This window comes from Halopseudomonas sp. T1L2, from assembly GCF_055397385.1.
In genome coordinates, this window is record NZ_AP040865.1 from 2,504,878 (window position 1) to 2,529,206 (window position 24,329).

The 24,329-nt window shown below is 58.0% G+C and carries 19 protein-coding genes, 2 tRNA genes, 3 rRNA genes and 1 pseudogene; 8 read left to right on the top strand and 17 right to left on the bottom strand.

Annotation, left to right across the window (positions count from 1 at the left end; genetic code table 11):
* Positions 1–64 precede the first annotated feature (64 nt).
* The 7 genes from ACZ5WQ_RS11790 to tyrS all read right to left on the bottom strand — a co-directional run bounded on the left by ACZ5WQ_RS11790 (position 65) and on the right by tyrS (position 7,891).
* Positions 65–661 carry a porin family protein gene (locus ACZ5WQ_RS11790; protein WP_269688523.1) on the bottom strand — a complete coding sequence of 199 codons (597 nt, stop codon included), beginning with the start codon at positions 659–661 and terminating at the stop codon, positions 65–67.
* Between the two features lie 297 nt (positions 662–958).
* A 5S ribosomal RNA gene (gene rrf, locus ACZ5WQ_RS11795) occupies positions 959–1,074 on the bottom strand.
* A 138-nt stretch (positions 1,075–1,212) separates the two neighbouring features.
* Positions 1,213–4,101 (bottom strand): 23S ribosomal RNA (locus ACZ5WQ_RS11800).
* Positions 4,102–4,379: 278 nt separating this feature from the next.
* Positions 4,380–4,455, bottom strand: a tRNA-Ala gene (locus ACZ5WQ_RS11805).
* Between the two features lie 24 nt (positions 4,456–4,479).
* Positions 4,480–4,556: transfer RNA gene (locus tag ACZ5WQ_RS11810), tRNA-Ile, on the bottom strand.
* Positions 4,557–4,622: 66 nt separating this feature from the next.
* Positions 4,623–6,159 (bottom strand): 16S ribosomal RNA (locus ACZ5WQ_RS11815).
* The 16S, 23S and 5S rRNA genes sit together here with 2 tRNA genes alongside, the layout of an rRNA operon.
* A 532-nt stretch (positions 6,160–6,691) precedes the next feature.
* On the bottom strand, positions 6,692–7,891 hold the full coding sequence (tyrS, locus tag ACZ5WQ_RS11820) for a tyrosine--tRNA ligase (RefSeq protein WP_233049904.1): 1,200 nt from the start codon (positions 7,889–7,891) through the stop codon (positions 6,692–6,694).
* A 242-nt stretch (positions 7,892–8,133) separates the two neighbouring features.
* On the opposite strand from tyrS, the gene ACZ5WQ_RS11825 reads away from it, so the two are divergent.
* Entirely contained in the window at positions 8,134–9,558 is a 1,425-nt protein-coding gene (locus ACZ5WQ_RS11825) for a peptidoglycan DD-metalloendopeptidase family protein (RefSeq protein WP_228246451.1), read from the top strand.
* Positions 9,558–10,658: an anhydro-N-acetylmuramic acid kinase gene (locus tag ACZ5WQ_RS11830; protein ID WP_464382378.1), complete on the top strand. Its 1,101-nt coding sequence runs from the start codon at positions 9,558–9,560 to the stop codon at positions 10,656–10,658. Before ACZ5WQ_RS11825 ends, ACZ5WQ_RS11830 begins: the two co-directional genes overlap by 1 nt.
* A gap of 1 nt (position 10,659) precedes the next feature.
* Here ACZ5WQ_RS11830 and erpA read toward each other — a convergent pair whose 3' ends face one another.
* From erpA to argC, 4 genes are all read right to left on the bottom strand, one after another.
* Positions 10,660–11,010, bottom strand: a complete 351-nt coding sequence (erpA, locus tag ACZ5WQ_RS11835) for an iron-sulfur cluster insertion protein ErpA (protein ID WP_228246449.1) — start codon at positions 11,008–11,010, stop codon at positions 10,660–10,662.
* Positions 11,011–11,077: 67 nt separating this feature from the next.
* The gene (locus ACZ5WQ_RS11840) at positions 11,078–11,500 is read right to left on the bottom strand and encodes a bactofilin family protein (RefSeq protein ID WP_228246448.1); all 423 of its coding nucleotides are present in this window, start codon (positions 11,498–11,500) and stop codon (positions 11,078–11,080) included.
* Positions 11,500–12,222: a DUF6776 family protein gene (locus ACZ5WQ_RS11845; protein ID WP_285677676.1), complete on the bottom strand. Its 723-nt coding sequence runs from the start codon at positions 12,220–12,222 to the stop codon at positions 11,500–11,502. Before ACZ5WQ_RS11845 ends, ACZ5WQ_RS11840 begins: the two co-directional genes overlap by 1 nt.
* Positions 12,223–12,269: 47 nt before the next feature.
* Entirely contained in the window at positions 12,270–13,304 is a 1,035-nt protein-coding gene (gene argC / locus ACZ5WQ_RS11850) for an N-acetyl-gamma-glutamyl-phosphate reductase (protein ID WP_269688520.1), read from the bottom strand.
* 174 nt (positions 13,305–13,478) lie between these two features.
* Here argC and hemJ point away from each other — a divergent pair, with 174 nt between their 5' ends.
* A complete protein-coding gene (gene hemJ / locus ACZ5WQ_RS11855; RefSeq protein ID WP_269688678.1) occupies positions 13,479–13,871 on the top strand; it encodes a protoporphyrinogen oxidase HemJ in 393 nt (130 codons plus the stop codon).
* Here hemJ and ACZ5WQ_RS11860 read toward each other — a convergent pair.
* Positions 13,868–15,349 (bottom strand): AAA family ATPase, encoded by a 1,482-nt coding sequence (locus tag ACZ5WQ_RS11860; protein WP_464382379.1) that lies wholly within the window; start codon positions 15,347–15,349, stop codon positions 13,868–13,870. The genes hemJ and ACZ5WQ_RS11860 overlap by 4 nt on opposite strands.
* A gap of 127 nt (positions 15,350–15,476) precedes the next feature.
* Between ACZ5WQ_RS11860 and ACZ5WQ_RS11865 the strand changes: the two genes are divergently transcribed.
* Positions 15,477–15,815: a histidine triad nucleotide-binding protein gene (locus ACZ5WQ_RS11865; protein WP_464382380.1), complete on the top strand. Its 339-nt coding sequence runs from the start codon at positions 15,477–15,479 to the stop codon at positions 15,813–15,815.
* Between the two features lie 22 nt (positions 15,816–15,837).
* On the top strand, positions 15,838–16,485 hold the full coding sequence (gene coq7 / locus ACZ5WQ_RS11870; protein WP_464383649.1) for a 2-polyprenyl-3-methyl-6-methoxy-1,4-benzoquinone monooxygenase: 648 nt from the start codon (positions 15,838–15,840) through the stop codon (positions 16,483–16,485).
* Here the strand turns inward: coq7 and ACZ5WQ_RS11875 are convergent.
* Positions 16,473–16,748: a DUF1145 domain-containing protein gene (locus ACZ5WQ_RS11875; RefSeq protein WP_088277479.1), complete on the bottom strand. Its 276-nt coding sequence runs from the start codon at positions 16,746–16,748 to the stop codon at positions 16,473–16,475. The two genes, coq7 and ACZ5WQ_RS11875, sit on opposite strands and share 13 nt — an antisense overlap.
* A 146-nt stretch (positions 16,749–16,894) precedes the next feature.
* The gene (locus ACZ5WQ_RS11880) at positions 16,895–17,317 is read right to left on the bottom strand and encodes an OsmC family protein (protein WP_083728081.1); all 423 of its coding nucleotides are present in this window, start codon (positions 17,315–17,317) and stop codon (positions 16,895–16,897) included.
* Positions 17,318–17,497: 180 nt separating this feature from the next.
* On the opposite strand from ACZ5WQ_RS11880, the gene crp reads away from it, so the two are divergent.
* The 3 genes from crp (at position 17,498) to ACZ5WQ_RS11895 (ending at position 20,346) form a co-directional block, all read left to right on the top strand.
* Positions 17,498–18,142, top strand: a complete 645-nt coding sequence (crp, locus tag ACZ5WQ_RS11885; RefSeq protein WP_088277477.1) for a cAMP-activated global transcriptional regulator CRP — start codon at positions 17,498–17,500, stop codon at positions 18,140–18,142.
* A 124-nt stretch (positions 18,143–18,266) separates the two neighbouring features.
* Positions 18,267–19,619: an adenosylmethionine--8-amino-7-oxononanoate transaminase gene (locus ACZ5WQ_RS11890; protein ID WP_233048462.1), complete on the top strand. Its 1,353-nt coding sequence runs from the start codon at positions 18,267–18,269 to the stop codon at positions 19,617–19,619.
* Positions 19,620–19,623: 4 nt separating this feature from the next.
* On the top strand, positions 19,624–20,346 hold the full coding sequence (locus tag ACZ5WQ_RS11895) for a 16S rRNA (uracil(1498)-N(3))-methyltransferase (RefSeq protein ID WP_228246440.1): 723 nt from the start codon (positions 19,624–19,626) through the stop codon (positions 20,344–20,346).
* A 186-nt stretch (positions 20,347–20,532) separates the two neighbouring features.
* On the opposite strand, the pseudogene ACZ5WQ_RS11900 reads toward ACZ5WQ_RS11895, so the two are convergent.
* The 3 genes and pseudogenes from ACZ5WQ_RS11900 to ACZ5WQ_RS11910 all read right to left on the bottom strand — a co-directional run.
* Positions 20,533–21,930 (bottom strand): annotated as a pseudogene (locus tag ACZ5WQ_RS11900) (methyl-accepting chemotaxis protein); the annotation flags it as partial.
* Positions 21,931–21,957: 27 nt separating this feature from the next.
* Positions 21,958–23,442 (bottom strand): putative bifunctional diguanylate cyclase/phosphodiesterase, encoded by a 1,485-nt coding sequence (locus tag ACZ5WQ_RS11905; RefSeq protein WP_464383650.1) that lies wholly within the window; start codon positions 23,440–23,442, stop codon positions 21,958–21,960.
* Complete coding sequence (locus ACZ5WQ_RS11910; protein WP_464382381.1) at positions 23,343–24,182, bottom strand: protoglobin domain-containing protein; 840 nt, start codon at positions 24,180–24,182, stop codon at positions 23,343–23,345. Before ACZ5WQ_RS11910 ends, ACZ5WQ_RS11905 begins: the two co-directional genes overlap by 100 nt.
* Positions 24,183–24,329 lie beyond the last annotated feature (147 nt).

The following is a 24,329-nucleotide window of genomic DNA, read 5'->3' on the forward strand; positions in this document are numbered from 1 at the left end:
TTACACAAAAATTCGTACACCCCCCCGATGCATCCCCTGCAATATCCTAAGGCGTGAACCAAGGTCAGAAGTTGTAGCGGATGCCTGCAGACAACAGGTCCACATCATATTCGTCGCCCACATCGCGGTAACGCTCAAACTCAGCTACCAGCGTCACATGCTCGCCAAGGTTGTAACCACCGCCAACGCCAAACGAGGTGACCCATTCAGTTTGTGAGTCGCTGATTACATCAAAACCATTCACAGACAGATCGAAGTCTGTTTCAAGGCGGTGGTAACCCAATTTCGCAAACAGGCTAAAGCTATCCAGCGGCATGGTTAATACGCCATTCAAACCATATCCTTCAGTGCCAGCATTAAAGCCCAGATTGTTGTTCCCGTCAGTCGCGCGAAACGAAACCTCCCCCAAGTCAACGTACTCGGCTTCAAATGCGAAGTATTGGTTTAGCTTCAGACCTGCACCAATTTTCCAGGCTGTGTCCTTGTTGTCCATAGAGGAGTTAAGGCCTAGCCCTGACGGAACAACATCACCAGTGCTGAGATCAGCATCAGATTGCCCGAGGCTAGCAAACAGGTAGGGCTGAGCCTCCTGCGCTTGAGAGAGGGCTGAGGCCGAGCAAAGTGCAACGACAGTTGCAGCAAACAGTGTTTTTTTGAACATCTTATTAAGTCTCCATATGACAACATGCCACCTTCTTGGTAGCGGTCCTTGCTCTCGGCATTCCTGCCAAGAGATCCCAGATCATAAGGGTTATTGATCTCAGAAAGCCATCCCCCTTACTTGCTACTGATGGAACTATATTCAGAAGACGCGATGACATAGTCCCAATTCAGGTACGTATGTATGCAGAATATCGACCTGACTCTGCCGCCCGCAGCAGCGCTGACCCAGGCGAATTTTCCGTGCGCGCAAAGAAGAACACCCCGACCATGACTGATCGGGGTGTTCGGTATAGGCGCTTGACGATGACCTACTCTCACATGGGGAAGCCCCACACTACCATCGGCGATGCATCGTTTCACTTCTGAGTTCGGGATGGGATCAGGTGGTTCCAATGCTCTATAGTCGTCAAGCAATTTGTTGCTGCCCGCTGGGCGTGCAGCTTAAAAAGCTTGGATGTGTGACAGAAGCTAAGGTATTTGCAATCTCGCAAGTTCGCGAAGTTGTTTGTTTCTGTTTGGCTCGATAACACCAGATTGCTTGGGTGTTATATGGTCAAGCCACACGGGCAATTAGTATTGGTTAGCTCAACGCCTCACAGCGCTTACACACCCAACCTATCAACGTCGTAGTCTTCGACGGCCCTTTAGGGGAGTCAAGCTCCCGGTGAGATCTCATCTTGAGGCAAGTTTCCCGCTTAGATGCTTTCAGCGGTTATCTTTTCCGAACGTAGCTACCCGGCAATGCGTCTGGCGACACAACCGGAACACCAGGGGTTCGTCCAACCCGGTCCTCTCGTACTAAGGTCAGCCCCTCTCAAATCTCAAACGTCCACGGCAGATAGGGACCGAACTGTCTCACGACGTTCTAAACCCAGCTCGCGTACCACTTTAAATGGCGAACAGCCATACCCTTGGGACCGGCTTCAGCCCCAGGATGTGATGAGCCGACATCGAGGTGCCAAACACCGCCGTCGATATGAACTCTTGGGCGGTATCAGCCTGTTATCCCCGGAGTACCTTTTATCCGTTGAGCGATGGCCCTTCCATACAGAACCACCGGATCACTAAGACCTACTTTCGTACCTGCTCGACGTGTTGGTCTCGCAGTCAAGCGCGCTTTTGCCTTTATACTCTACGCACGATTTCCGACCGTGCTGAGCGCACCTTCGTACTCCTCCGTTACTCTTTGGGAGGAGACCGCCCCAGTCAAACTACCCACCATACACTGTCCTCGATCCGGATAACGGACCAGAGTTAGAACCTCAAAGTTGCCAGGGTGGTATTTCAAGGTTGGCTCCACGCAGACTGGCGTCCACGCTTCAAAGCCTCCCACCTATCCTACACAAGCAAATTCAAAGTCCAGTGCAAAGCTATAGTAAAGGTTCACGGGGTCTTTCCGTCTAGCCGCGGATACACTGCATCTTCACAGCGATTTCAATTTCACTGAGTCTCGGGTGGAGACAGCGCCGCCATCATTACGCCATTCGTGCAGGTCGGAACTTACCCGACAAGGAATTTCGCTACCTTAGGACCGTTATAGTTACGGCCGCCGTTTACCGGGGCTTCGATCAAGAGCTTCGCCGAAGCTAACCCCATCAATTAACCTTCCGGCACCGGGCAGGCGTCACACCCTATACGTCCACTTTCGTGTTTGCAGAGTGCTATGTTTTTAATAAACAGTTGCAGCGGCCTGGTATCTTCGACCGACATGGGCTTACGCAGTAAATGCTTCACCCTCATCGGCGCACCTTCTCCCGAAGTTACGGTGCCATTTTGCCTAGTTCCTTCACCCGAGTTCTCTCAAGCGCCTTGGTATTCTCTACCTGACCACCTGTGTCGGTTTGGGGTACGATTTCTAGTTACCTGAAGCTTAGAAGCTTTTCCTGGAAGCATGGCATCAACCACTTCGCGTTCTAAAGAACACTCGTCATCAGCTCTCGGCCTTAGCGACCCGGATTTACCTAAGTCACCAGCCTACAACCTTAAACACGGACAACCAACGCCGTGCTGGCCTAGCCTTCTCCGTCCCTCCATCGCAGTAACTAGAAGTACGGGAATATTAACCCGTTTCCCATCGACTACGCCTTTCGGCCTCGCCTTAGGGGTCGACTCACCCTGCGTCGATTAACGTTGCGCAGGAACCCTTGGTCTTCCGGCGAGGGAGTTTTTCACTCCCTTTGTCGTTACTCATGTCAGCATTCGCACTTCTGATACCTCCAGCCAACTTCTCAATTGACCTTCACAGGCTTACAGAACGCTCCTCTACCGCTCATCTTACGATGAACCCGTAGCTTCGGTGTATGGTTTGAGCCCCGTTACATCTTCCGCGCAGGCCGACTCGACTAGTGAGCTATTACGCTTTCTTTAAAGGATGGCTGCTTCTAAGCCAACCTCCTAGCTGTCTAAGCCTTCCCACATCGTTTCCCACTTAACCATAACTTTGGGACCTTAGCTGACGGTCTGGGTTGTTTCCCTTTTCACGACGGACGTTAGCACCCGCCGTGTGTCTCCCGTGCTGACACTCACTGGTATTCGGAGTTTGCATCGGTTTGGTAAGTCGGGATGACCCCCTAGCCGAAACAGTGCTCTACCCCCAGTGGTGATACACGAGGCGCTACCTAAATAGCTTTCGAGGAGAACCAGCTATCTCCGAGCTTGATTAGCCTTTCACTCCTATCCACAAGTCATCCGCTAACTTTTCAACGGTAGTCGGTTCGGTCCTCCAGTGCCTGTTACGGCACCTTCAACCTGCCCATGGATAGATCGCCCGGTTTCGGGTCTATACCCAGCGACTAAACGCCCTATTAAGACTCGGTTTCCCTACGCCTCCCCTAGACGGTTAAGCTCGCCACTGAATATAAGTCGCTGACCCATTATACAAAAGGTACGCAGTCACAGAACAAGTCTGCTCCCACTGCTTGTACGCATACGGTTTCAGGTTCTATTTCACTCCCCTCACAGGGGTTCTTTTCGCCTTTCCCTCACGGTACTGGTTCACTATCGGTCAGTCAGGAGTATTTAGCCTTGGAGGATGGTCCCCCCATGTTCAGTCAACGTTTCACGTGCGCCGACCTACTCGATTTCACAGCTAAGAGTCTTTCGTATACGGGGCTATCACCCACTATGGCCGCACTTTCCAGAGCGTTCTACTAAACTCAAAACTGCTTAAGGGCTGGTCCCCGTTCGCTCGCCACTACTTGGGGAATCTCGGTTGATTTCTTTTCCTCAGGGTACTTAGATGTTTCAGTTCCCCTGGTTCGCCTCACACACCTATGTATTCAGTGTGTGATACCCAGCTTATGCTGGGTGGGTTTCCCCATTCAGAGATCTCCGGATCAAAGGTCATTTGCCACCTCCCCGAAGCTTATCGCAGGCTATCACGTCTTTCATCGCCTCTGACTGCCAAGGCATCCACCGTATGCGCTTATTCACTTGACCATATAACCCCAAACAATCTTAAGTTAATTACTTAACTCAGATTATTCAGTGATATCGGTTTAAAACAGAATTAACGACAATTCCGGAACTTGCACTTGAGATTACAAGTTTACCTTAGCCACATTGCATGCAGTGAAACATGCCATGTGTCTGTACTTCTATCACATATCCAAATTTTTAAAGAGCGTCTGGTTCAGAGACCAGATATCAACAATCAAGGGTTTGATTGTTCATATATGAACTCTGAGTTCCATTCTATGGCGTGTGCTGCGTCGTCCTGGTGGAGCCAAGCGGGATCGAACCGCTGACCTCCTGCGTGCAAGGCAGGCGCTCTCCCAGCTGAGCTATGGCCCCGTTCAGACCTTACACCTCGACAATTGGTGGGTCTGGGCAGATTCGAACTGCCGACCTCACCCTTATCAGGGGTGCGCTCTAACCAACTGAGCTACAGACCCAATCGCCTTTCTTTCTGAATCAAGTAATTCGTGTGAGTGCTTGAGGAACAGCCGAGATCTTTCGATTAAGGAGGTGATCCAGCCGCAGGTTCCCCTACGGCTACCTTGTTACGACTTCACCCCAGTCATGAATCACACCGTGGTAACCGTCCTCCCGAAGGTTAGACTAGCTACTTCTGGTGCAACCCACTCCCATGGTGTGACGGGCGGTGTGTACAAGGCCCGGGAACGTATTCACCGTGGCATTCTGATCCACGATTACTAGCGATTCCGACTTCATGGAGTCGAGTTGCAGACTCCAATCCGGACTACGATCGGTTTTATGGGATTAGCTCCACCTCGCGGCTTGGCAACCCTCTGTACCGACCATTGTAGCACGTGTGTAGCCCTGGCCGTAAGGGCCATGATGACTTGACGTCATCCCCACCTTCCTCCGGTTTGTCACCGGCAGTCTCCTTAGAGTGCCCACCATAACGTGCTGGTAACTAAGGACAAGGGTTGCGCTCGTTACGGGACTTAACCCAACATCTCACGACACGAGCTGACGACAGCCATGCAGCACCTGTGTCAGAGTTCCCGAAGGCACCAATCCATCTCTGGAAAGTTCTCTGCATGTCAAGGCCAGGTAAGGTTCTTCGCGTTGCTTCGAATTAAACCACATGCTCCACCGCTTGTGCGGGCCCCCGTCAATTCATTTGAGTTTTAATCTTGCGACCGTACTCCCCAGGCGGTCTACTTAGTGCGTTAGCTGCGCCACTAAAATCTCAAGGATTCCAACGGCTAGTAGACATCGTTTACGGCGTGGACTACCAGGGTATCTAATCCTGTTTGCTCCCCACGCTTTCGCACCTCAGCGTCAGTATCAGTCCAGGTGGTCGCCTTCGCCACTGGTGTTCCTTCCTATATCTACGCATTTCACCGCTACACAGGAAATTCCACCACCCTCTACTGTACTCTAGCCAGACAGTTATGGATGCAGTTCCCAGGTTAAGCCCGGGGATTTCACACCCATCTTATCAAGCCGCCTACGCGCGCTTTACGCCCAGTAATTCCGATTAACGCTTGCACCCTCTGTATTACCGCGGCTGCTGGCACAGAGTTAGCCGGTGCTTATTCTGTTGGTAACGTCAAGATTGCAGCGTATTAGACTACAACCCTTCCTCCCAACTTAAAGTGCTTTACAATCCGAAGACCTTCTTCACACACGCGGCATGGCTGGATCAGGCTTTCGCCCATTGTCCAATATTCCCCACTGCTGCCTCCCGTAGGAGTCTGGACCGTGTCTCAGTTCCAGTGTGACTGATCATCCTCTCAGACCAGTTACGGATCGTTGCCTAGGTGAGCCATTACCTCACCTACTAGCTAATCCGACCTAGGCTCATCTGATAGCGTGAGGTCCGAAGATCCCCCACTTTCTCCCGTAGGACGTATGCGGTATTAGCGACCCTTTCGAGTCGTTGTCCCCCACTACCAGGCAGATTCCTAGGCATTACTCACCCGTCCGCCGCTAAATCCGGGAGCAAGCTCCCTTCATCCGCTCGACTTGCATGTGTTAGGCCTGCCGCCAGCGTTCAATCTGAGCCATGATCAAACTCTTCAGTTAAATACTGATTGGGTTTTGAGAAAACCCTAAACTTGGCTCAGCTTTACAAAAAACTCATGAATTCACAGAGTTACTTGCTAGGCTGACAATCTTTCTGATCATCGAGCACATTCAGCAAGCACCCACACGAATTACTTGATTCAAATTGTTAAAGAGCGATTCGGCCAGCGTTTCCGCCTAACCAAGGCCGCGAATTCTACGCTAACCTTATGTTCTGTCAAGCTTTTATTTGAAGTTTTTAACCGCTTCAAAACCTGCCTGAGCGACCTGGAAGTACTTTCGCTTTCCGGACCAGGGAGGCGCATTCTACAGGATCAAACCCCGCTGTCAACACCTTCCAAACAACCTGATGAGAACTTCTCATCTCTCTCGAACTGGCGTCTTTCGAACAACCCTTTCGAGGCGGATCATTCTACGCCATCTCGCCGGACTGTCAAGCCTCATTTTCAAGCTAACCTATTGATTAATAAGCGCTTTAAGCGAAGCATCCTGCCCGACGAGGAGGCGAATTATAGGCCCGTCAGATTTTCCGTCAAGCCTTTTTCAGAAGAATTTTGGCAAACCGTTTTTTACCGGCCTGACACACGTACTCTTCACCCAGCGCAAGCACACAGGAGTGGTCGACCACTTCGCCATTAACCTTCACCGAGCCGGCAGAAAGCAAATCACGCGCAGCAGCAGCATTCTTCGCCATACCGGCCCGATTGATAACTGCGGAAATCGGCAGGTCAGCCTCCGCCTCAATAACCACTTCTGGAATATCTGCCGGCAGCTCGCCATCCTTCAGACGATTGCCTGCTGAGCGGTGAGCATTGGCCGCGGCCTCTTCCCCATGAAATCGAGCAACCAACTCTTCGGCAAGCTTGATCTTGATGTCGCGCGGATTGGCACCAGCAGCGACGTCCGATTTGAACTGATCAATCTCCGCCATACTGCGGAAGCTGAGCAGCTCAAAGTAGCGCCACATAATACTGTCCGGCATTGAAACCAGCTTGTTGTACATCTCACCAGGCGCGTCGCTGATGCCTATATAGTTATTCAGCGACTTGGACATCTTCTTCACGCCATCCAAGCCCTCCAGAATCGGCATGGTGAGAATGACCTGAGGCTCCTGCCCATACTGCCGTTGCAGCTCACGCCCCATCAGCAGATTAAACTTCTGGTCGGTACCACCCAGCTCGACATCCGCCTCCATTGCAACAGAGTCGTAGCCCTGCACCAATGGATACAGGAACTCATGGATTGCGATCGACTGACCACCCTTGTAACGCTTGTCGAAGTCATCGCGCTCCAGCATCCGAGCGACGGTATACTTGCCCGCCAACTGAATCATGTCAGCGGAGGTCATCTTGTCCATCCAGGTCGAATTGAACATGACCACCGTCTTGGCAGGATCCAGAATCTTGAAAACCTGCTCTTTATAGGTCTCGGCGTTGGCAGCCACCTGTTCACGAGTCAGCGGTTGGCGCGTGACGTTCTTGCCGGTCGGATCGCCGATCATGCCGGTGAAGTCACCAATGAGAAACAAAACCTGATGACCAAGGTCCTGAAACTGTCGCAGCTTGTTGATAAGCACGGTGTGACCGAGGTGAAGGTCAGGCGCGGTCGGATCAAAACCCGCCTTGATTCGCAGTGGCTTACCGCGCTCCAGCTTGGCGCGCAACTCGCCCTCAACCAGAATTTCATCGGCGCCGCGCTTGATCAGCGCCAACTGCTCGTCAACCGGCTTCATAGCTGCAGTTTTCCTGTGAGTGTCAGTGGGTGGTGTTTTCAGGGGGACAAACCATACAACATTGCCTATCAATTACAAGCAGCGCAGGCGCACCTTGCGGACAGCAGGCATTACGAAACGGACATAATTTGGCGGTATAAATCTGACAGGCGGGAAAGGCAAAAGCTTGCCACAGCAGCTTTTCAATTATAATTTAGCAAGTTAGTCCACTTTATCTAGAATACTTCTACACAAGAGCGCTTATGGGATCTCAAGATAAAAAGTCACCGCGATACCCCAAAAGCCACCTCGTGGCAGCCAGCGGTATCGCAGCAGCGCTGAGCATCATCCTGCTCGTAGTCCCTACCGCCGACGTCGAAGCCAAGAAGACATTAGTCCAGCTCGAGTTGCCGGCCCCCGAATCCAACGCCGACCAATCGCTTTCCCAGTCTCCTGAACAACTGGACGCACTGGTCAGCGAAGCAGTCACAATCCCCAAGCCGATGGATATCGCACGGCAGGCAACCGCCACAGCGAACGACGAGCCCCTTGTTGCGGTTGACACTGCAGCTGCAGAGGTCGGCCCTACCTGGCAACAAATTACCGTTGCCAACGGCGACACCCTGTCCACCTTGTTTGATCAGGCAAACCTGGGTGTCAGCACTCTGCATGCTGTCATCAACAGCAGTCAGGACGCACGCCGCTTCACTCGCCTGAATGTGGGCCAGGTGCTGGAGTATCAGACCGACGCGGAAGGTCAGTTGACCGCGATGCGCTCCAAACTGAACGACCTGGAAACCATCCGCATTGATCGAACGGCAGACGGCTACCAGTTCAGCAAGCAGGTTATCGAGCCTGAAATCCGCGAACGCTACGTTCAAGCCACCATCGACAGCTCTCTGTTTCTCGCCGCTCAGCACGCCGGGCTCAATCACAACCTGACAATGCAGATGGCCAACATCTTCGGCTATGACGTCGACTTCGCGCGCGACATCCGCCAAGGCGATCGCTTCGAAGTACTGTTTGAGGAAAAGCACGTCGATGATAAAACCGTAGGCTCGGGAAACATTCTGGCCGCCCGCTTTACCAACCGCGGCAAGACCTACACCGCGGTGCGCTACACGGATCGCAATGGCTATGCGAGCTACTACCGGGCTGACGGCACCAGCATGCGCAAGGCTTTCATCCGGACCCCGGTTGACTTTGCCCGAATCAGCTCCCGCTTCAATCCCGGTCGCCTGCACCCGGTGCTCAATCGCATTCGCGCCCACAAAGGCGTCGATTATGCTGCTGCCACCGGCACGCCCATCAAGGCGACAGGCGACGGCCGGGTTGTTTCCGCCGGCCGCAAGGGCGGTTACGGCAACGCCGTCGTTATCCAGCACGGGCGCAAGTACCAGACACTGTATGGACACATGAGCCGCTTCGCACGGGGTGTTACTGCGGGCACGCACGTCACCCAGGGGCAGATCATCGGCTACGTAGGCATGACTGGCCTGGCCACCGGGCCGCACCTGCACTACGAATTCCGCGTTGATGGCCGTCACGTTGACCCGCTTAGCGTGCAGCTTCCGGCCTCCGACCCAATCCCCAGCAGTGAGCGCACCGCCTTCCTCGCCACCAGCCAGCAGCTGATGGCGTCGATGGACCAGTCGCGCGCTACCCAGCTCGCCGCGCTGGATCAGTAATGTCCCCCTTGTATGTCGGTATCATGTCAGGCACCAGCCTGGATGGTATCGACATCACCCTCTGCCGATTCAACGATGAACGCCGGGCCGAGTGCCTGGACGCCCTTTGCGTACCGATGCCTGCCGATCTGCGCCAGCAATTGCTGGATCTGTGCAGCCCGGGAGGGGACGAAATCTATTTGTCCGGCGTCGCGGGTAACGCCTGGGCCAGACTGGCAGCCCAGGGTGTACAGCAATTACTGACTCAAAGCCAGACAGCCCCCGAGCAGGTGCGCGCTATCGGCAGCCACGGCCAGACAGTCCGCCATCATCCGGAACAGGGTTTCAGCTTGCAGATCGGCTCACCGTCGTTGCTCGCGGAGCTAACCGGTATCGACGTCATAGCCGACTTTCGCAGTCGCGACCTCGCCGCCGGTGGCCAGGGGGCGCCACTGGTACCGGCATTTCACCAATGGCTGCTGAGCTGTCCAACACAAACCCGCACCCTGGTGAATATCGGCGGGTTTGCCAACCTGACAGTCCTCCGGCCGGGGCAGCCTGTTGCAGGCTTTGATTCAGGCCCGGGAAATGCCCTTATGGACAACTGGACTCAGCGCCATACTGGGCTGCCTTACGACGCCAACGGCGACTGGGCGCGACAGGGGCACCCCCATCAGGCCTTGCTGAATCGCATGCTCGCAGACCCCTACTTCGCGCGCAGCGGCCCGAAAAGCACGGGGCGCGAGTACTTCCACGAGGCCTGGCTGGCAGCACACCTCAAGCACAGCCCCGATATACCGGCCGCAGACGTACAGGCCACCCTTGCGATGCTCACGGCCACAACCATCGCTCACAGCGTCGAGCTCGCGGCAAGTGACACCAAAGAGCTGTTTGTGTGTGGCGGTGGAGCGCGCAATCGCCACCTGATGGCACTGCTGCAGCATTTGTTGCCGACACAGGCGGTTCAGTCTACAGAGGAGCTGGGAGTCAGCCCGGACTGGATGGAAGCGATCGCATTCGCCTGGCTGGCGTGGCGTTTTGATCAGCGCCTCAGCGGCAATCTGCCGAGCGTGACAGGAGCAGGCGGTGAGCGCATTTTAGGTGCGCTGTACCCCGCCTGAATCAGATCGAGAAGGAAGAGCCGCAGCCGCAGGTCGTGCTGGCGTTAGGGTTGTTGATCACGAAGCGCGAGCCCTCAAGGCCTTCCTGGTAATCCACCTCGGACCCGACCAGATACTGGAAGCTCATCGGATCAACAACAAGACGCACACCGTCGCGCTCGACAACGGTATCGTCCTCGGCCAATTCGTCATCAAAGGTAAAGCCGTACTGAAACCCAGAACAACCGCCGCCTGTCACGAAGACGCGCAGACTCAAACTGTCGTTCCCCTCCTCCTCAATCAGCGAACGCACCTTACTGACCGCGTTATCACTGAAAATAAGCGGTGAAGGGACAAAGACTTCAGCAGACATACAACCTCCAGCGACCTTGGCCGCAGCACAACAGGGCGAGCATTATCCTTTTTCCCGAGGTTTTTGGTCAACTATTCTCCGATTCGAGCTGCAGGACCGCGTCGAGCTGGGCTGACTGGGCACTGTCATCGAGATAATTAAGCTGACCGCTGATCTGCGCCCCCATAACCATCTCCATATAGCGGTAATAAAGATCACCACTAATCCGCGCCTTGGCATCCAGCTCCAGGTGCTCGAGTGCGTGCACATCGCCAACGACCTGGCCGTTGATGACCACATGAGGCGCCTTGATAACACCTTCGACGTAGCCGTGCTCACTGATGCGCACCAGCCCCTCTTCAGCCTCGATACTGCCGACAACCCGACCATCAATCTGCAAGGCGCCATCAAATCGCATATCGCCACGTATCTGGGCCTGCTGGGCAATGATGGTCGTCTTGCCACTAAACTGGCCGATATCAGCCTTTTTGCGCTTGTCGGATCCCCACATCAGTGCTCTGCTCCTGTAACCGTCCAATCGAAAACCTGCTCAACCAGGGTGTCTCCGTTACGGGTTGCGACGAGCTTGACCTGCTGGGGCTCAAAGCCGTCCGGAAGGGTAAGCAGGGCCTGCTCACTGCGAGCGGGCACGACCTGAAAGTAGCGGAAATTCAGTGCCAGTTGATCATCTCCCAATGACGGGGACAGGTCTGCCAGAGACAGCTCATCGGTCTTGCCATTGAGCAGCCCTTTGACACTGACTGCCAGACTGGCCTCCAGCGTATCGCTCTCGTCCCCCACCCTGCTGACCATGACTTTATAGCGGAAAGCCGCCGGAGAGTCTGTGGCCTGCAACTCAAAAGCCTGGATTCGCAGCCCCGGCGCCATCGCACTTGGCGCCAGCACGCCCTGGTACTGGGCCAGACTTTGCTGCTGTTTGAACAGCTGAGCCTCAAGCTCGTGAATAATCTGCTGCCCCTCAGCAACAGCGTCACGCGCCACCAGCAAATCGACTTCCAGCTGGTGATAACGTTGACGGGCCTCCTCCAGTTCCCTGGTGAGTTGCGCCTGACTCTCAACCAGGGCAAGGCGCTCCAGTTCGAGCGGCTGCTGGTGCCGCATCGCGGCCTCCCAGCCCTGCCATGCACTGATCGGAACAGAGATCAGCAACAAGATGACCACTGCGCGCCGCCAGCGCCGCTGCATCCGGCTTTCGCGCGGCTGCAGCGTCACATGATGCTCCCGAAAAGAGTGAGAGCCGGGGCGCCGTGAACCGAACATCAGGGCAGCAGCGCGGGCTGCTGCAGCCCGGCGCGCTCGTCCAGACCAAACAGAATGTTCATGTTCTGCACGGCCTGACCGGAAGCACCCTTGGTCAGGTTATCAATCACGGACAACACCACGACCAGATCCCCGCCCTGCGGACGGTGCACCGCGATGCGACAAACGTTGGCACCACGCACGCTGCGCGTCTCCGGGTGACTGCCTGCAGGCATGACGTCAACAAAGGGCTCGTCGGCATAACGCTGCTCGAACAACGCCTGCAGATCCACCCTGGTATCTGCGACTCGTGCATACAGGGTGGCATGAATGCCGCGAATCATCGGCGTCAGGTGCGGCACAAAGGTCAGACCGACAGGCCCGCCGGCAGCCTGTTGCAGCCCCTGGCGAATTTCCGGCAGGTGGCGATGACCCGCAACCGCGTAGGCCTTCATGCTCTCGCCCGCTTCGCATAACAGGGAGCCGACGCTCGCGCCACGTCCCGCGCCGCTGACACCCGACTTGCAGTCTGCGATCAACGTTGCCGGATCGGCCAGCCCCGTCTCCAGCAGGGGAATCAGACCAAGCTGCGTGGCGGTCGGATAACACCCGGGCACGGCGATGAGCCGCGCACCGCGAATCGCCTCACGATTGACCTCGGGCAGGCCGTAGACGGCCTCAGGCAACAAATCGGGAGCGCCGTGCGGCTGGTGATACCACTGCGCCCACTCGTCGGCGTCGCGCAGGCGGAAGTCTGCCGACAGGTCGATCACCTTGACGCCGGTAGCCAGCAGCTCGCCGGCCAGCGCGTGCGCGACGCCGTGCGGAGTAGCAAAGAACACTACATCGCAGGCGCCCAGTGTGGCGACATCCGGCACGGAAAAGCGCAGGTAGTCATAGTGACCGCGCAAATTGGGATACATATCGGCAACACAGAGGCCTTCCTCTGATCGGGACGTGATGACCTCGACATGCGCTTCGGGGTGCTGGGCCAGCAGCCGCAGCAACTCAACACCGGTGTAGCCGGTTCCGCCTACAATGCCTACTTTGATCATCATTCCGTCCTGAATTGCATGTGAATTGTTGATACTCTGCGGCAAGCCTGCGCTCAGAGGCCGCAAAGCGGTCCCCTATGATAAAAGCGCTGGCAGAAATTACCAGCGCCGCCCCCGCGCAGCAGCCAGACACAGGAGACTCGTGTGTACCTCTGGATAAAAGCCTTCCACATCATGGCCGTGATTACCTGGTTCGCCGGCCTCTTTTACCTGCCTCGCCTGTTCGTCTATCACGCCCAGGCCGAAGACGAGATCAGCCGCGAGCGCTTCAAGACCATGGAGCGCAAGCTGCTGCGCGGGATCATGAACCCCTCAATGATCGTCACCCTGCTGCTCGGCGGCTGGATGCTCTATCTCAACCCCGGCTGGCTCAGCCAAGGCTGGATGCATGCCAAACTGGCGCTGGTCGCACTGCTAGTGATCTACCATCACCTATGCGGACGCATTCGCACCCGCTTTGCGAACAACGCCAATATCCGCTCGCATGTCTACTACCGCTGGTTCAACGAAGCACCGGTACTGGCACTGGTAGGCATCGTCATTCTGGTGGTAGTCAAACCCTTCTAGTCCGCTTTCACCGCTCGGCCTTGCGCCCAGGCGCGCAGGGCCTGCAGCTTCTCGGCCATCACGACAGACAGCGGTGAGGTGCGGGCAATCGCGGCAAGGATGTCGCGCCCGCCAAGCGGCTCGCCGCTGGCTGCGCAGGCATAGACCGCCGAGACCACCGCCTGTTCAATCTCCGCACCGGAGAATCCGTCACTGGCCTGAGCCAACTGCTGCAGGTCGAACTGCCCCGGATCAAACTCGCGCTTTGCCAGATGAATGCCGAAGATCTCCGCCCGTACCGACTCACCCGGCAAGTCGACAAAGAACAGCTCATCCACGCGCCCCTTGCGGATCAACTCAGGGGGCAATTGCGCGACATCATTCGCTGTCGCGACCAGAAATACCCTAGACTGCCGCTCGGCCATCCAGGTCAGCAGGCTGCCCAGCATCCGACGCGAGACGCCGCTGTCGCTCTGATCCGCCGCAACGCCCTTCTCGATTTCGTCGATCCAGAGCACACAGGGCTCCAACGCGTCGGCCAGCTGTAGGGCATCACGCAGGTTCTTTTCGGTCTCGCCAATGTACTTGTTGTAGAGCCCCGCCATGTCCAGACGCAGCAGCGGCAGCCCCCACAGCCCAGCGATCGCCTTGGCCGCGAGGCTCTTGCCCGCCCCCTGCACCCCCACCAGCAATACACCGCGGGGCATATCCTTAACCGGCCCCGCCTTGCTGAAGGCTGCGTGACGGTCGGCCAGCCAGGCCTTGAGCTTCTGCAAACCACCCACTTCACCAAAACGCGCGGTTTCCTGCTCGTAACTCAGCACGCCATCCATGCCCAGCAACTCGAACTTGGCCTTGTTCAGGTTCGGCAGGTCGCTCTGGTCGATCGCTCCATCGTCGATGATCAGGTTACGGGCCAGCCGCCGCGCCTCCTCATGGGTGGTGCCGCGCAGGTTACGCACCACCTGCTGCAACGTGCGATTATCGGTACGCACCCGCTGCCCCCGATTGGCCTCGCTCCAGCGCATCGCCTCCTCGCGCACAATGGCGGTCAGCTCCTCTTCCGATGGCATGCTCAACTGCAGACGCGCGGCAAGACGCCTCAGCTCCGGTGGCAGATTGACCGCATGGCTGACAAGAATCAGCGTCGGGCCGGTCGCCCCCCGGTTCATTGCCAGCGTCTTCAGCTGACGCACGATGCGTGGCGAGTCCATGAATGGATGCAGGTCGCAGAAGACATAAAGTGCATTCTCGCCGGCCTCCCTCACCACATCCAGGGCAACCCCGGCATCGCGAGTGTCGCGTTCGGGATCAGGTTCTGCCCCGAAGCCAAGCCGACTCAAACCGTCCAGATGATTCCAGGTGTACCAGGTCTGCGCACGTTGAACAGCCAGCGAGCCGATGGTCTCGAGTACCCGCGGCTCCTGCCAGGACTCGATGACGATCAGGCGAACGCGCGAGTCCAGCACCAACCCCAGGTCATGAATATCGTTTTTCAATCAACGCCTCCTCTGCTGCGCCGCAGTCCTGCCACGCACTTCCCGATAGTGCCAATCCGTTTGCCTGCGTTACACTGCCACCAACGCGGTCACCGGCCGCGACCCTCAGCCAACCAAGGAGCGCAGCGTGGATTGTCTGTTCTGCAAGATCATCGACGGCAAGATTCCGTCCAAGAAGATATACGAAGATGATCAGGTCTTCGCCTTTCACGATATCAACCCGCAAGCCCCAGTGCACTTTCTGGTGATCCCGAAGAAGCATATCGCCACGCTGGACGACGTCACCGAAGAGGATCGCGCCGTCGTTGGCCATATGGTCTACACCGCGCAGAAACTGGCAAAGGAGCTGGGTTACGAGGCAGGTTACCGCACTGTGTTCAACTGCAACGAACAGGGCGGCCAGACCGTTTACCACATTCACCTGCATGTCCTTGGCAAGCGCCAGATGACCTGGCCTCCGGGCTAGGCGTTGCAGGGCAGGAGACGCCATCATGAGCACGCGACACTACAGTTTTCTCGACCGCCTGCTGAATCAGGCAGACCAGTCACTGCGTACGCTGATTCCTGGCGCAGCACAGGCCCAGCGTCCCTCGCCGGCGCAGCATCTGGCTAACGTGCCAATGGACGATCACGAGCGCCAGCATATCGCCGGCCTGATGCGCATCAACCACACCGGAGAGGTATGCGCGCAGGCGCTGTATCAGGGCCAGGCGCTGACCGCCAAGCTACCCGAAGTCCGCTCGAAGATGGAGCACGCCGCGGCTGAGGAGATAGACCACCTGGCCTGGTGCGAACAACGCCTGAAGGAGCTGGGCAGCCGCACCAGCATCTTCAATCCGCTGTTTTACGGGATGTCATTCGGGATTGGTGCAACCGCCGGGCTGATCAGTGACCGCATCAGCCTGGGCTTTGTTGCCGCCACCGAACAGCTGGTCGAGCGTCACCTTGACGATCACCTGACCCAGCTGCCGGAGGAAGACATCAAGTCGCGCGCCATCCTGGAACAGATGCGCGAAGACGAGATCGAACATGGCCAGCAGGCGCTGGATGCCGGCGGCGCGGTATTCCCGGAGCCGATCAAGCAAGCCATGGTGCTGCTCTCCAAGGTCATGACCAAGGCGACCTACAAGGCCTGATTGATCGACCGGACGGTGTCGGGGTGACGCAAATGCAGCACCCCGAACAGCATGACCTGCAACAACTGCCGGCCCAAAGAGCCAACCTTCCTCAGCTTGCCGAACATCAACAGGCACTCCAGCACGTGCACACCCAGCACGATCAACGCGATCATCTGCAGGCGCTGTGGGTTGGGTACCGGAACCAGATTGAACAGACTGAGGATAACGGTCAGCCAGAAGACCAGCATCAGCAGCTTGCCTGCCAACATGAATGTACGCATGACTACTCCCTGATTGTTGTTATTGGGGAGCCCGATGGTAACTCACGGACGCTTGCATGAAAGGGCCGGGCTAGCCAACGGAGTGACCGCAGGCGCCACGAACCGCAAGTGCGGGCGCGCAGAATGCTGCGCCCGCTGCAGAAAAATCAGTCGATTTCGACGATCTCGTAATCATGGGTCACTTCCACACCGGCGCGGCCCATCAGGATCGACGCCGAACAGTACTTCTCGGCAGACAGCTCAACCGCGCGTTTGACGTGCGCTTCCTTCAGGTTCTTGCCGGTCACAACGAAGTGCAGGTGAATCTTGGTAAATACCTTGGGCTCGACATCAGCGCGTTCGGCCGCCAGTTCGGTGTGCACATCCCGAATATCCTGACGGGCCTTTTTGAGAATGCTGACCACATCGAAGCTGGCGCAACCGCCCAGCCCTACCAGCACGGTCTCCATCGGGCGGATACCCATATTGCGCCCACCCGCCTCCGGCGGACCGTCCATTACCACCGTGTGGCCGCTGCCGGACTCACCCAGAAACATGACCCCGTCAACCCACTTGATCGTTGCTTTCATCACAGACTCCCGCAGGAAAATCGCTCACAGGGCCGGGAGAATACCACAGCAACCTGCGGCATATGTCCGCACTGGTCATACGGATAAAAACTGGACATAATCCGTTTCAGTCTCACGCTGAGGCTGACACGGATGCCACGCATCTTCGGTACGCGCGACTACGGCCAGGACACGCTTTTAATGGTTTCAATCAACCTGACTACTAAAATAAAAAATCTGGATGCTTTTCTCGCCCACTGCCATCGCAGGAGGTTCGCCGCCCGCAGCACGCTGATTCATGCGGGCGACCAGTCGGACAGTCTGTTCTATATCGTCAAAGGGTCGGTCACGATCCTGATCGAAGACGAACATGGCCGTGAAATGATTATTGCCTACCTGAACCAGGGTGATTTCTTCGGTGAAATGGGCCTGTTCGACCTGTCACCGGCCCAGCATGACCGCAGTGCCTGGGTTCGCGCCAAGACCGAATGTGAAGTAGCGGAAATCAGCTACAGCAAGTTCCGTGAACTGACCCAGCGCGACCCCGAGCTGCTCTACGCCGTCGGTCGACAGATGGCCGAGCGCCTGCGCAAAACCACGCGCAAGGTTGGTGACCTGGCGTTTCTCGACGTCACCGGACGGGTCGCCGGCACCCTGCTTGAGCTGTGCAAACAGCCCGATGCCATGACTCATCCCGACGGCATGCAGATCAAGATTACCCGCCAGGAAATCGGCCGTATCGTCGGCTGCTCCCGGGAAATGGTCGGGCGCGTTCTCAAAAGCCTTGAAGAGCAAGGGCTGATCGACGTCAAAGGCAAGACGATGGTGGTGTTCGGCACCCGCTGAGCAGCGCCTGCAGCCAACCTCAAACACCCCGCGATGGGCCGGGCAGTCTGCTCCCGGCCGCTCCTGCACCTCGCCCCTTGCTCATGTACAATCGCTCACCAGGCTATTCCAACACGAGGTGAACATGGGCTTGAACAACGAGTGGATGCAACGCGACATTTCGGTGCTCTGGCATCCCTGCACCCAGATGAAAGACCACGAGCACATGCCGGTCATCCCGATTCAACGGGGCGAAGGCATCTGGCTGCATGATTTCGAAGGCAACCGCTACATGGATGCCGTCAGCTCGTGGTGGGTCAACATCTTTGGTCACGCCAACCCTTATATCAACCAGCGCGTAAAGGATCAGCTCGACTCGCTTGAGCACGTGATTCTCGCCGGGTTCAGCCACACCCCGGTGATCGAACTGTCCGAGCGGCTGGTAAAAATGACGCCAGATCCGCTGACCCGCTGTTTCTATGCCGACAACGGTTCCTCCTGCATCGAAGTGGCGCTGAAAATGAGCTTTCACTACTGGCTCAACATCGGCAAACCGCAGAAGAAGCGCTTCGTCACCCTCACCAACAGCTACCATGGCGAAACCCTGGCGGCGTTGGCGGTGGGTGATGTTGCGCTGTACAAGGAAACCTATCAGCCGCTGCTGATGGACGTGATTACCGTGCCCTCACCCGACTGCTACTACCGCGCCGAAGGCGTCAGCTGGGAAGAGCACAGCCGGCAGATGTTCACGCACATGGAACAGACCCTGGCCGAGCAGCACGAAGAGATTGCCGCGGTCATTGTCGAGCCGCTGATCCAGTGCGCCGGCGGCATGCGCATGTATCACCCGGTCTACCTCAAGCTGCTGCGCGAGGCCTGCGACCGCTACGGCGTGCACCTGATCCACGACGAAATCGCAGTCGGCTTCGGCCGCACCGGAAGCCTGTTCGCCTGTGAACAGGCCGATATCGCCCCGGACTTTCTCTGCCTGTCCAAGGCGCTGACCGGCGGCTATCTGCCAATGGCCGTGTGCATGACCAACGACACCATCTATCAGGCGTTCTACGACGACTACGAGAGCATGCGCGCCTTCCTGCACTCGCACAGTTATACCGGCAACCCGCTGGCCTGCGCTGCGGCGCTGGCGACGCTGGACCTGCTCGAACAGGGTAACGTGATCGAGACCAACAAGGCGCTGTCGGCGCACATGGCCAAGGCCACCGCCCACTTCGTCGACCATCCGCACGTAGCCGAAGTCCGCCAGACCGGCATGGTGCTGGCCATCGAGATGGTCAAGGACAAGGCAACCCGCGAAGCCTACCCCTGGCAGGAGCGCCGCGGCATCCGCGTCTATCAGCATGCGCTGAAGAACCAGGCGATGCTGCGCCCGCTCGGCAGCGTGGTGTACTTCATGCCGCCCTATGTGATCACGCCGGACCAGATCGACCACCTTGCCAGTGTCGCCTGGGAAGGTATCCAGCTGGCCACCCGGGACTGATCCCATGCGCGTATCCCGCTTTTATCTGGATCGCCCGCTGGCCGCAGGCGAGGTCATTCTCGACGGCGACGTTGCCCACTATATCGGCCGGGTGCTGCGTCTGGCGCCCGGCGCGCCCGTGCAGATCTTCAACGGCAGCGGTCAGGAATGGCCGGGCGAAGTCAGCGCGGTGAGCAAGCGCGACGTGACCATAACCCTGCAGCAACCGGTGGCCGGTACACCCGAGTCGCCGCTGCACACCCACCTCGGGCAAGCGTTGTCCCGTGGCGAGCGCATGGACTGGGCCATTCAGAAGGCGGTCGAGCTGGGCGTCAGCGAAATCACTCCGCTGTTTACCGAGCGCTGCGAAGTCAAGCTGCAGGGCGAGCGCGCCGACAAGCGCCAGGCTCATTGGCAGCAGATCGCCGTCAGTGCCTGCGAGCAGTGCGGCCGCAGCAGCGTTCCAGTGATCCATCCGCCAATGGCATTGCATGACTGGCTGTCCGCGCTGCAGGTCGACGTCAGGCTGGTCCTGCACCACCGCACCGAGCAGGACCTGCAAAGCCTGCCGGCGCCAGAGTCAGCCGCCCTGCTGATCGGCCCGGAGGGCGGTCTCAGCGCTGGCGAGATCGCGCAGGCTGAGCAGGCGGGGTTCCACGCTGCCCGTTTCGGCCCGCGGGTGCTGCGCACCGAGACCGCGCCGGTGGTTGCGCTGACCATGCTTCAGCACCTCTGGGGAGATGTCTGAGCGGGCGCGGTGCGCCTGCCAGAACTCGCCGGCCAGCCCTTCCAGTCGCTGCACCAGCGTCATCAGCTCGGCAGCATGCTCGTCGTTTTCGGCCATTGCCTCCAGGTTGGTCACGCTGCCTAGCCGGATACGCTGCAAACTGCGGCTGATTTCGTCACTGACACTGCTTTGCTGCTCCACCGCCGCGGCAATCTGAGCGCTGGCCTGACTGATACCGCTGACCAGCCCGTCGATGCCATCCAGCGCCTCGGTGGCATCACTGACACCCGCGGCGCACAGATCAACCTGCTGCAGACTCTCCTGCATTGCACTGACCGCGGCCTGACTACCCTGCTGCAACCCCTCAATCGACTGCCTAATGGTGGCGGTCGATTGCTGGGTACGCGCCGCCAGCGCACGCACCTCATCGGCGACCACTGCAAACCCGCGCCCCTGCTCACCGGCCCGCGCCGCCTCGATTGCCGCGTTCAGCGCCAGCAGGTTGGTTTGCTCGGCAATACCGTTGATGACCTCCAGCACGGCCGAGATCTGTTCGCTCTGGCTGGCCAGCGCCTTCAGCCGATCGCCGGATTCGGTAATCGAGGCGGTCAGCATGGCCATTCGTTCACTGGTGGAGCTGGCTACCCGATGACCATCGCTGGCACTGCGCTCTACCCCTCTGGCATCCTCGGCCGCCTGCTGGGCGTTACGTGCCACCTCCTGAACACTGACCGCCATCTGCTCGACCGCGGCAGCAACCTGCTCAGTCTCCGCCTGCAACTCGCTGCTGGCCTGACTGCTGCGTTTCACCGCGCCGACCATATCCCGGCTTTGCTGGGCCAGTCGCTGCGCCGCATCGCTCATGCGCCCAACCAGCGCAGAGGCCTCTGCCTCCTGCATGTCAAAGGCAAAGGCAATCTGACCCAGCTCGTCCCGGCGCCCGGTATAAAGCAGCTGACCCAGGGGGTTGTCAGCGATCGCCCGTGCCCGACGTGTCAGCGCACGCAGCGGCCCCAACTGGTGCCAGAGGCCGGTCAACAACAGCGCATAGCCGCCGGACAGGGTCAGCGCCAGTTCCGGCAGAGACGCGCCAGATGAGGCCAGGATGACACCCGCCGCACAGAGCATTGCGGCACTGCCCAATGCCAATCGGGCAAACAGTGAAAGCGCCGGACGCCGCAACGCACGCGGCACCGTGCCCTGCAGTAAAGCGGCATAACAGCGCTCGGCAGCGGCTACTCGCTCATCCGACGCACGCGTGCGAACCGATTGATACTCCACCACCCGGCCGTTCTCACGCACCGGTGTCACATAGGCACTGACCCAGTAGTAATCACCATTTTTACAGCGATTTTTTACCAGCCCCATCCAGCTTTTACCTGCCTTCAGGCAGTCCCACAGCTGTTTGAATGCCTCGGGCGGCATATGCGGATGACGGATGATGTTGTGGTTTCGCCCCACGAGCTCGGCTTGCGAATAGCCGCTGATGCGCTCGAATGTTGCGTTGGCGTAGGTGACGGCACCCTTGAGGTCTGTCGTTGTCAGCAGGTTATCGCCATCCTGCAAACAGACCTCGCTGTCGGTGATCGGTAAATTTACCTTCATGTACCCCTCGCGGCGCAGTGGTGAACATCAGGGAAAAAGCAGACCTCTCAGGTCATCGGCACACATGGGAAAGCCCAGCTTGAAACCCTGCCCCAGGGTGCACCCTTCCTGCAGCATCAGATCAACCTGGCTGAGGTGCTCAATGCCCTCGGCAACCACCGCCAATCCAAGACTGCGGCTGAGCGCGATGATCGCCCTGCAGATAGTGAATTGCCGGGTGTTTTCGTGGGTCTCGTGCAGAAAGCTGCGGTCCAGCTTGATGATGTGAAGCGGAAAACGATTGAGGTAACCAAGCGAGCAGTAGCCGGTCCCGAAGTCATCCAGGGCAATACGCACGCCCATATCGGCAAGCTCGCGCAGGCTGGCCAGCACCCGTGGATCGTGATCGATCAGCAGGCTTTCGGTAATTTCCAGTACCAGACTGTCGGGCGCATAACCCGTGTCCTGGAGGATCTCACGCAGGCGCTGGACGAAGTCCGCTTCCTGCAGCTGCCGACCCGACAGGTTGACCGAGCAATGCAATGGCCCCGCTCCTTGTTGCTGCCAGCGTTGAGCCTGTCTGCACGCCTGCTCCAACACCCAGTAGCCGACCGAGACAATCTCCCCCGACTCCTCGAGCACCGGAATAAAGGCGGCAGGTGAGACCGATTCACCGTCATGGGACCAGCGCAATAACACTTCGACCGCCACCGGCGGCTGGTTTGGGGCGTTCAGATCGAAAATCGGCTGGTAATGCAGAGTAAACTCGTCACGCTGCAGCGCCTGCAGCACGTTGCTTTCCAGCTTGAGGCGCTGACGTGCCCGCTGCTGCATCGACTGATCGAATCGCTCGAAGCGCGCCTTGCCCGACTCCTTGGCACTGTAAAGCGCCAGATCGGCGGCCTGCAGGGCATCCTCCAGCCCCTGCCCGGGCAGCAGCGGCGCAACACCAATACTGGCGCTGACCACCAGGCAACGCTCGCCGAAACACAGCGGTTCGCGCAACGCGGCAAGTGCCCTGGTTGCGACCGTTTCTGCATCCTCGGCGCAGGCCAGATCATCCAGCAACATGACAAACTCATCGCCGCCGAAACGGGCCAGTTGGTCCCCGGGCCGCAGGCAGCTGCGCAGCCGCTCGGCAACCAGCAGCAGAACCCGATCACCGGCGGCATGCCCGAGGCTGTCATTGATCAGTTTGAAACGATCCAGATCGATGAACAGCAAGGCCGCATGGCGCGCGCCGGGCCGGCTCAGTTGTGAGGCCGTGCGCTGCAACTGGATATTGAGTTGGTGGCGATTGATCAGTCCGGTCAACGGGTCATGCCGGGCGGCATGCTCCAGTTCGCGCTGAAAGCGCTGGCGCTCGCTGATATCGGTCTGCGAACCGGCCAGCCGCCGGCGCCCGGACAAGTCGACTTCAACCACGCCCCGGGTCAGCACCCAAAGGTAGCTGCCGTCACTGCGACGCAGGCGGTACTCATGTCGAATCCACGGCGAGCCGCCCTGCAAATGCTGCTGGATAGCAGCCTGCAAGTCGGCCTGATCGTCCGGGTGAACGCGCTCGAACCAGTGCATGGAGCGCTGTCCGACCTGGCCTGGGTCAAGCCAAGCATGCTGGCCCAGCGCTCGGAGACATAGAGCTGATCCTGCTGCAGATCCCAGTCCCAGATGCCATCGTTGGCGCCGCGCAAGGCATGGGCATACCGGGCTTCGCTGGCTTCCAGGGCACGATGCTCGGCATCGATGTAGGCGTCAGCGGCCAGGCTCATGTCAAAAAAGACAATCTTCAGCAGACTGTCGAAATCAGCCAGCCTTGACCGCTGCTCGACACTGAGATCGTCGAACCAGTTACCGAGCATGCGACTCAGGTACATCCGATACGCACCCAGATACCACTTCAGTTCAACGCCGACCTGTTCGTGTATGTGCCCGATGCGCACACGCTCTTCCAGATAGCGCTGGTCAATCTCGCCACAGAACAGGCGACTGTAATAGCCCCGCTGACTATGCTTGAGGCGATCGACCAGCCCCTCGCCACGCAGAATCCCCTGTGTTTCAGGATACTGCTTCAAACGCTCGTACAGCGCCTCAACAAATTCGTGGCTGGCCTGCTCACCGAAACTGGCGATACGGCGTAAACGCTCCCCATCCGCGTTGCTCCAGTCGAGAAAATGCAAACGCTGTTGCAGGCCGCTGGCATCAAGCCCCAGTTTGTCGAATACCGGTTTAAGCACGGTTATCACGTCCATGGCGGTAAAAAGGCAGCGCTCCATAGGGCTGCCGACTGTTGTTATTCGGTTTTGCGCGGGCAACAAAAAAGGCGCTGTACTCCCGAGCTGTAAAAGCTCGGGAGTACAGCGCCTTGTCTTTCAGGCCCTTGCGTCCTGACCGGCAAAGCCGTCTCATTGGTCAGGAAACAC

Coding starts and splice junctions, on each gene's coding strand:
- ACZ5WQ_RS11790 (WP_269688523.1), bottom strand. CDS start 661: ATGTTCAAAAAAACACTGTTTGCTGCAACTGTCGTTGCACTTTGCTCG.
- tyrS (WP_233049904.1), bottom strand. CDS start 7,891: ATGAAGCCGGTTGACGAGCAGTTGGCGCTGATCAAGCGCGGCGCCGAT.
- ACZ5WQ_RS11825 (WP_228246451.1), top strand. CDS start 8,134: ATGGGATCTCAAGATAAAAAGTCACCGCGATACCCCAAAAGCCACCTC.
- ACZ5WQ_RS11830 (WP_464382378.1), top strand. CDS start 9,558: ATGTCCCCCTTGTATGTCGGTATCATGTCAGGCACCAGCCTGGATGGT.
- erpA (WP_228246449.1), bottom strand. CDS start 11,010: ATGTCTGCTGAAGTCTTTGTCCCTTCACCGCTTATTTTCAGTGATAAC.
- ACZ5WQ_RS11840 (WP_228246448.1), bottom strand. CDS start 11,500: ATGTGGGGATCCGACAAGCGCAAAAAGGCTGATATCGGCCAGTTTAGT.
- argC (WP_269688520.1), bottom strand. CDS start 13,304: ATGATCAAAGTAGGCATTGTAGGCGGAACCGGCTACACCGGTGTTGAG.
- hemJ (WP_269688678.1), top strand. CDS start 13,479: ATGGCCGTGATTACCTGGTTCGCCGGCCTCTTTTACCTGCCTCGCCTG.
- ACZ5WQ_RS11875 (WP_088277479.1), bottom strand. CDS start 16,748: ATGCGTACATTCATGTTGGCAGGCAAGCTGCTGATGCTGGTCTTCTGG.
- ACZ5WQ_RS11880 (WP_083728081.1), bottom strand. CDS start 17,317: ATGAAAGCAACGATCAAGTGGGTTGACGGGGTCATGTTTCTGGGTGAG.
- crp (WP_088277477.1), top strand. CDS start 17,498: ATGGTTTCAATCAACCTGACTACTAAAATAAAAAATCTGGATGCTTTT.
- ACZ5WQ_RS11890 (WP_233048462.1), top strand. CDS start 18,267: ATGGGCTTGAACAACGAGTGGATGCAACGCGACATTTCGGTGCTCTGG.
- ACZ5WQ_RS11895 (WP_228246440.1), top strand. CDS start 19,624: ATGCGCGTATCCCGCTTTTATCTGGATCGCCCGCTGGCCGCAGGCGAG.
- ACZ5WQ_RS11910 (WP_464382381.1), bottom strand. CDS start 24,182: ATGGAGCGCTGCCTTTTTACCGCCATGGACGTGATAACCGTGCTTAAA.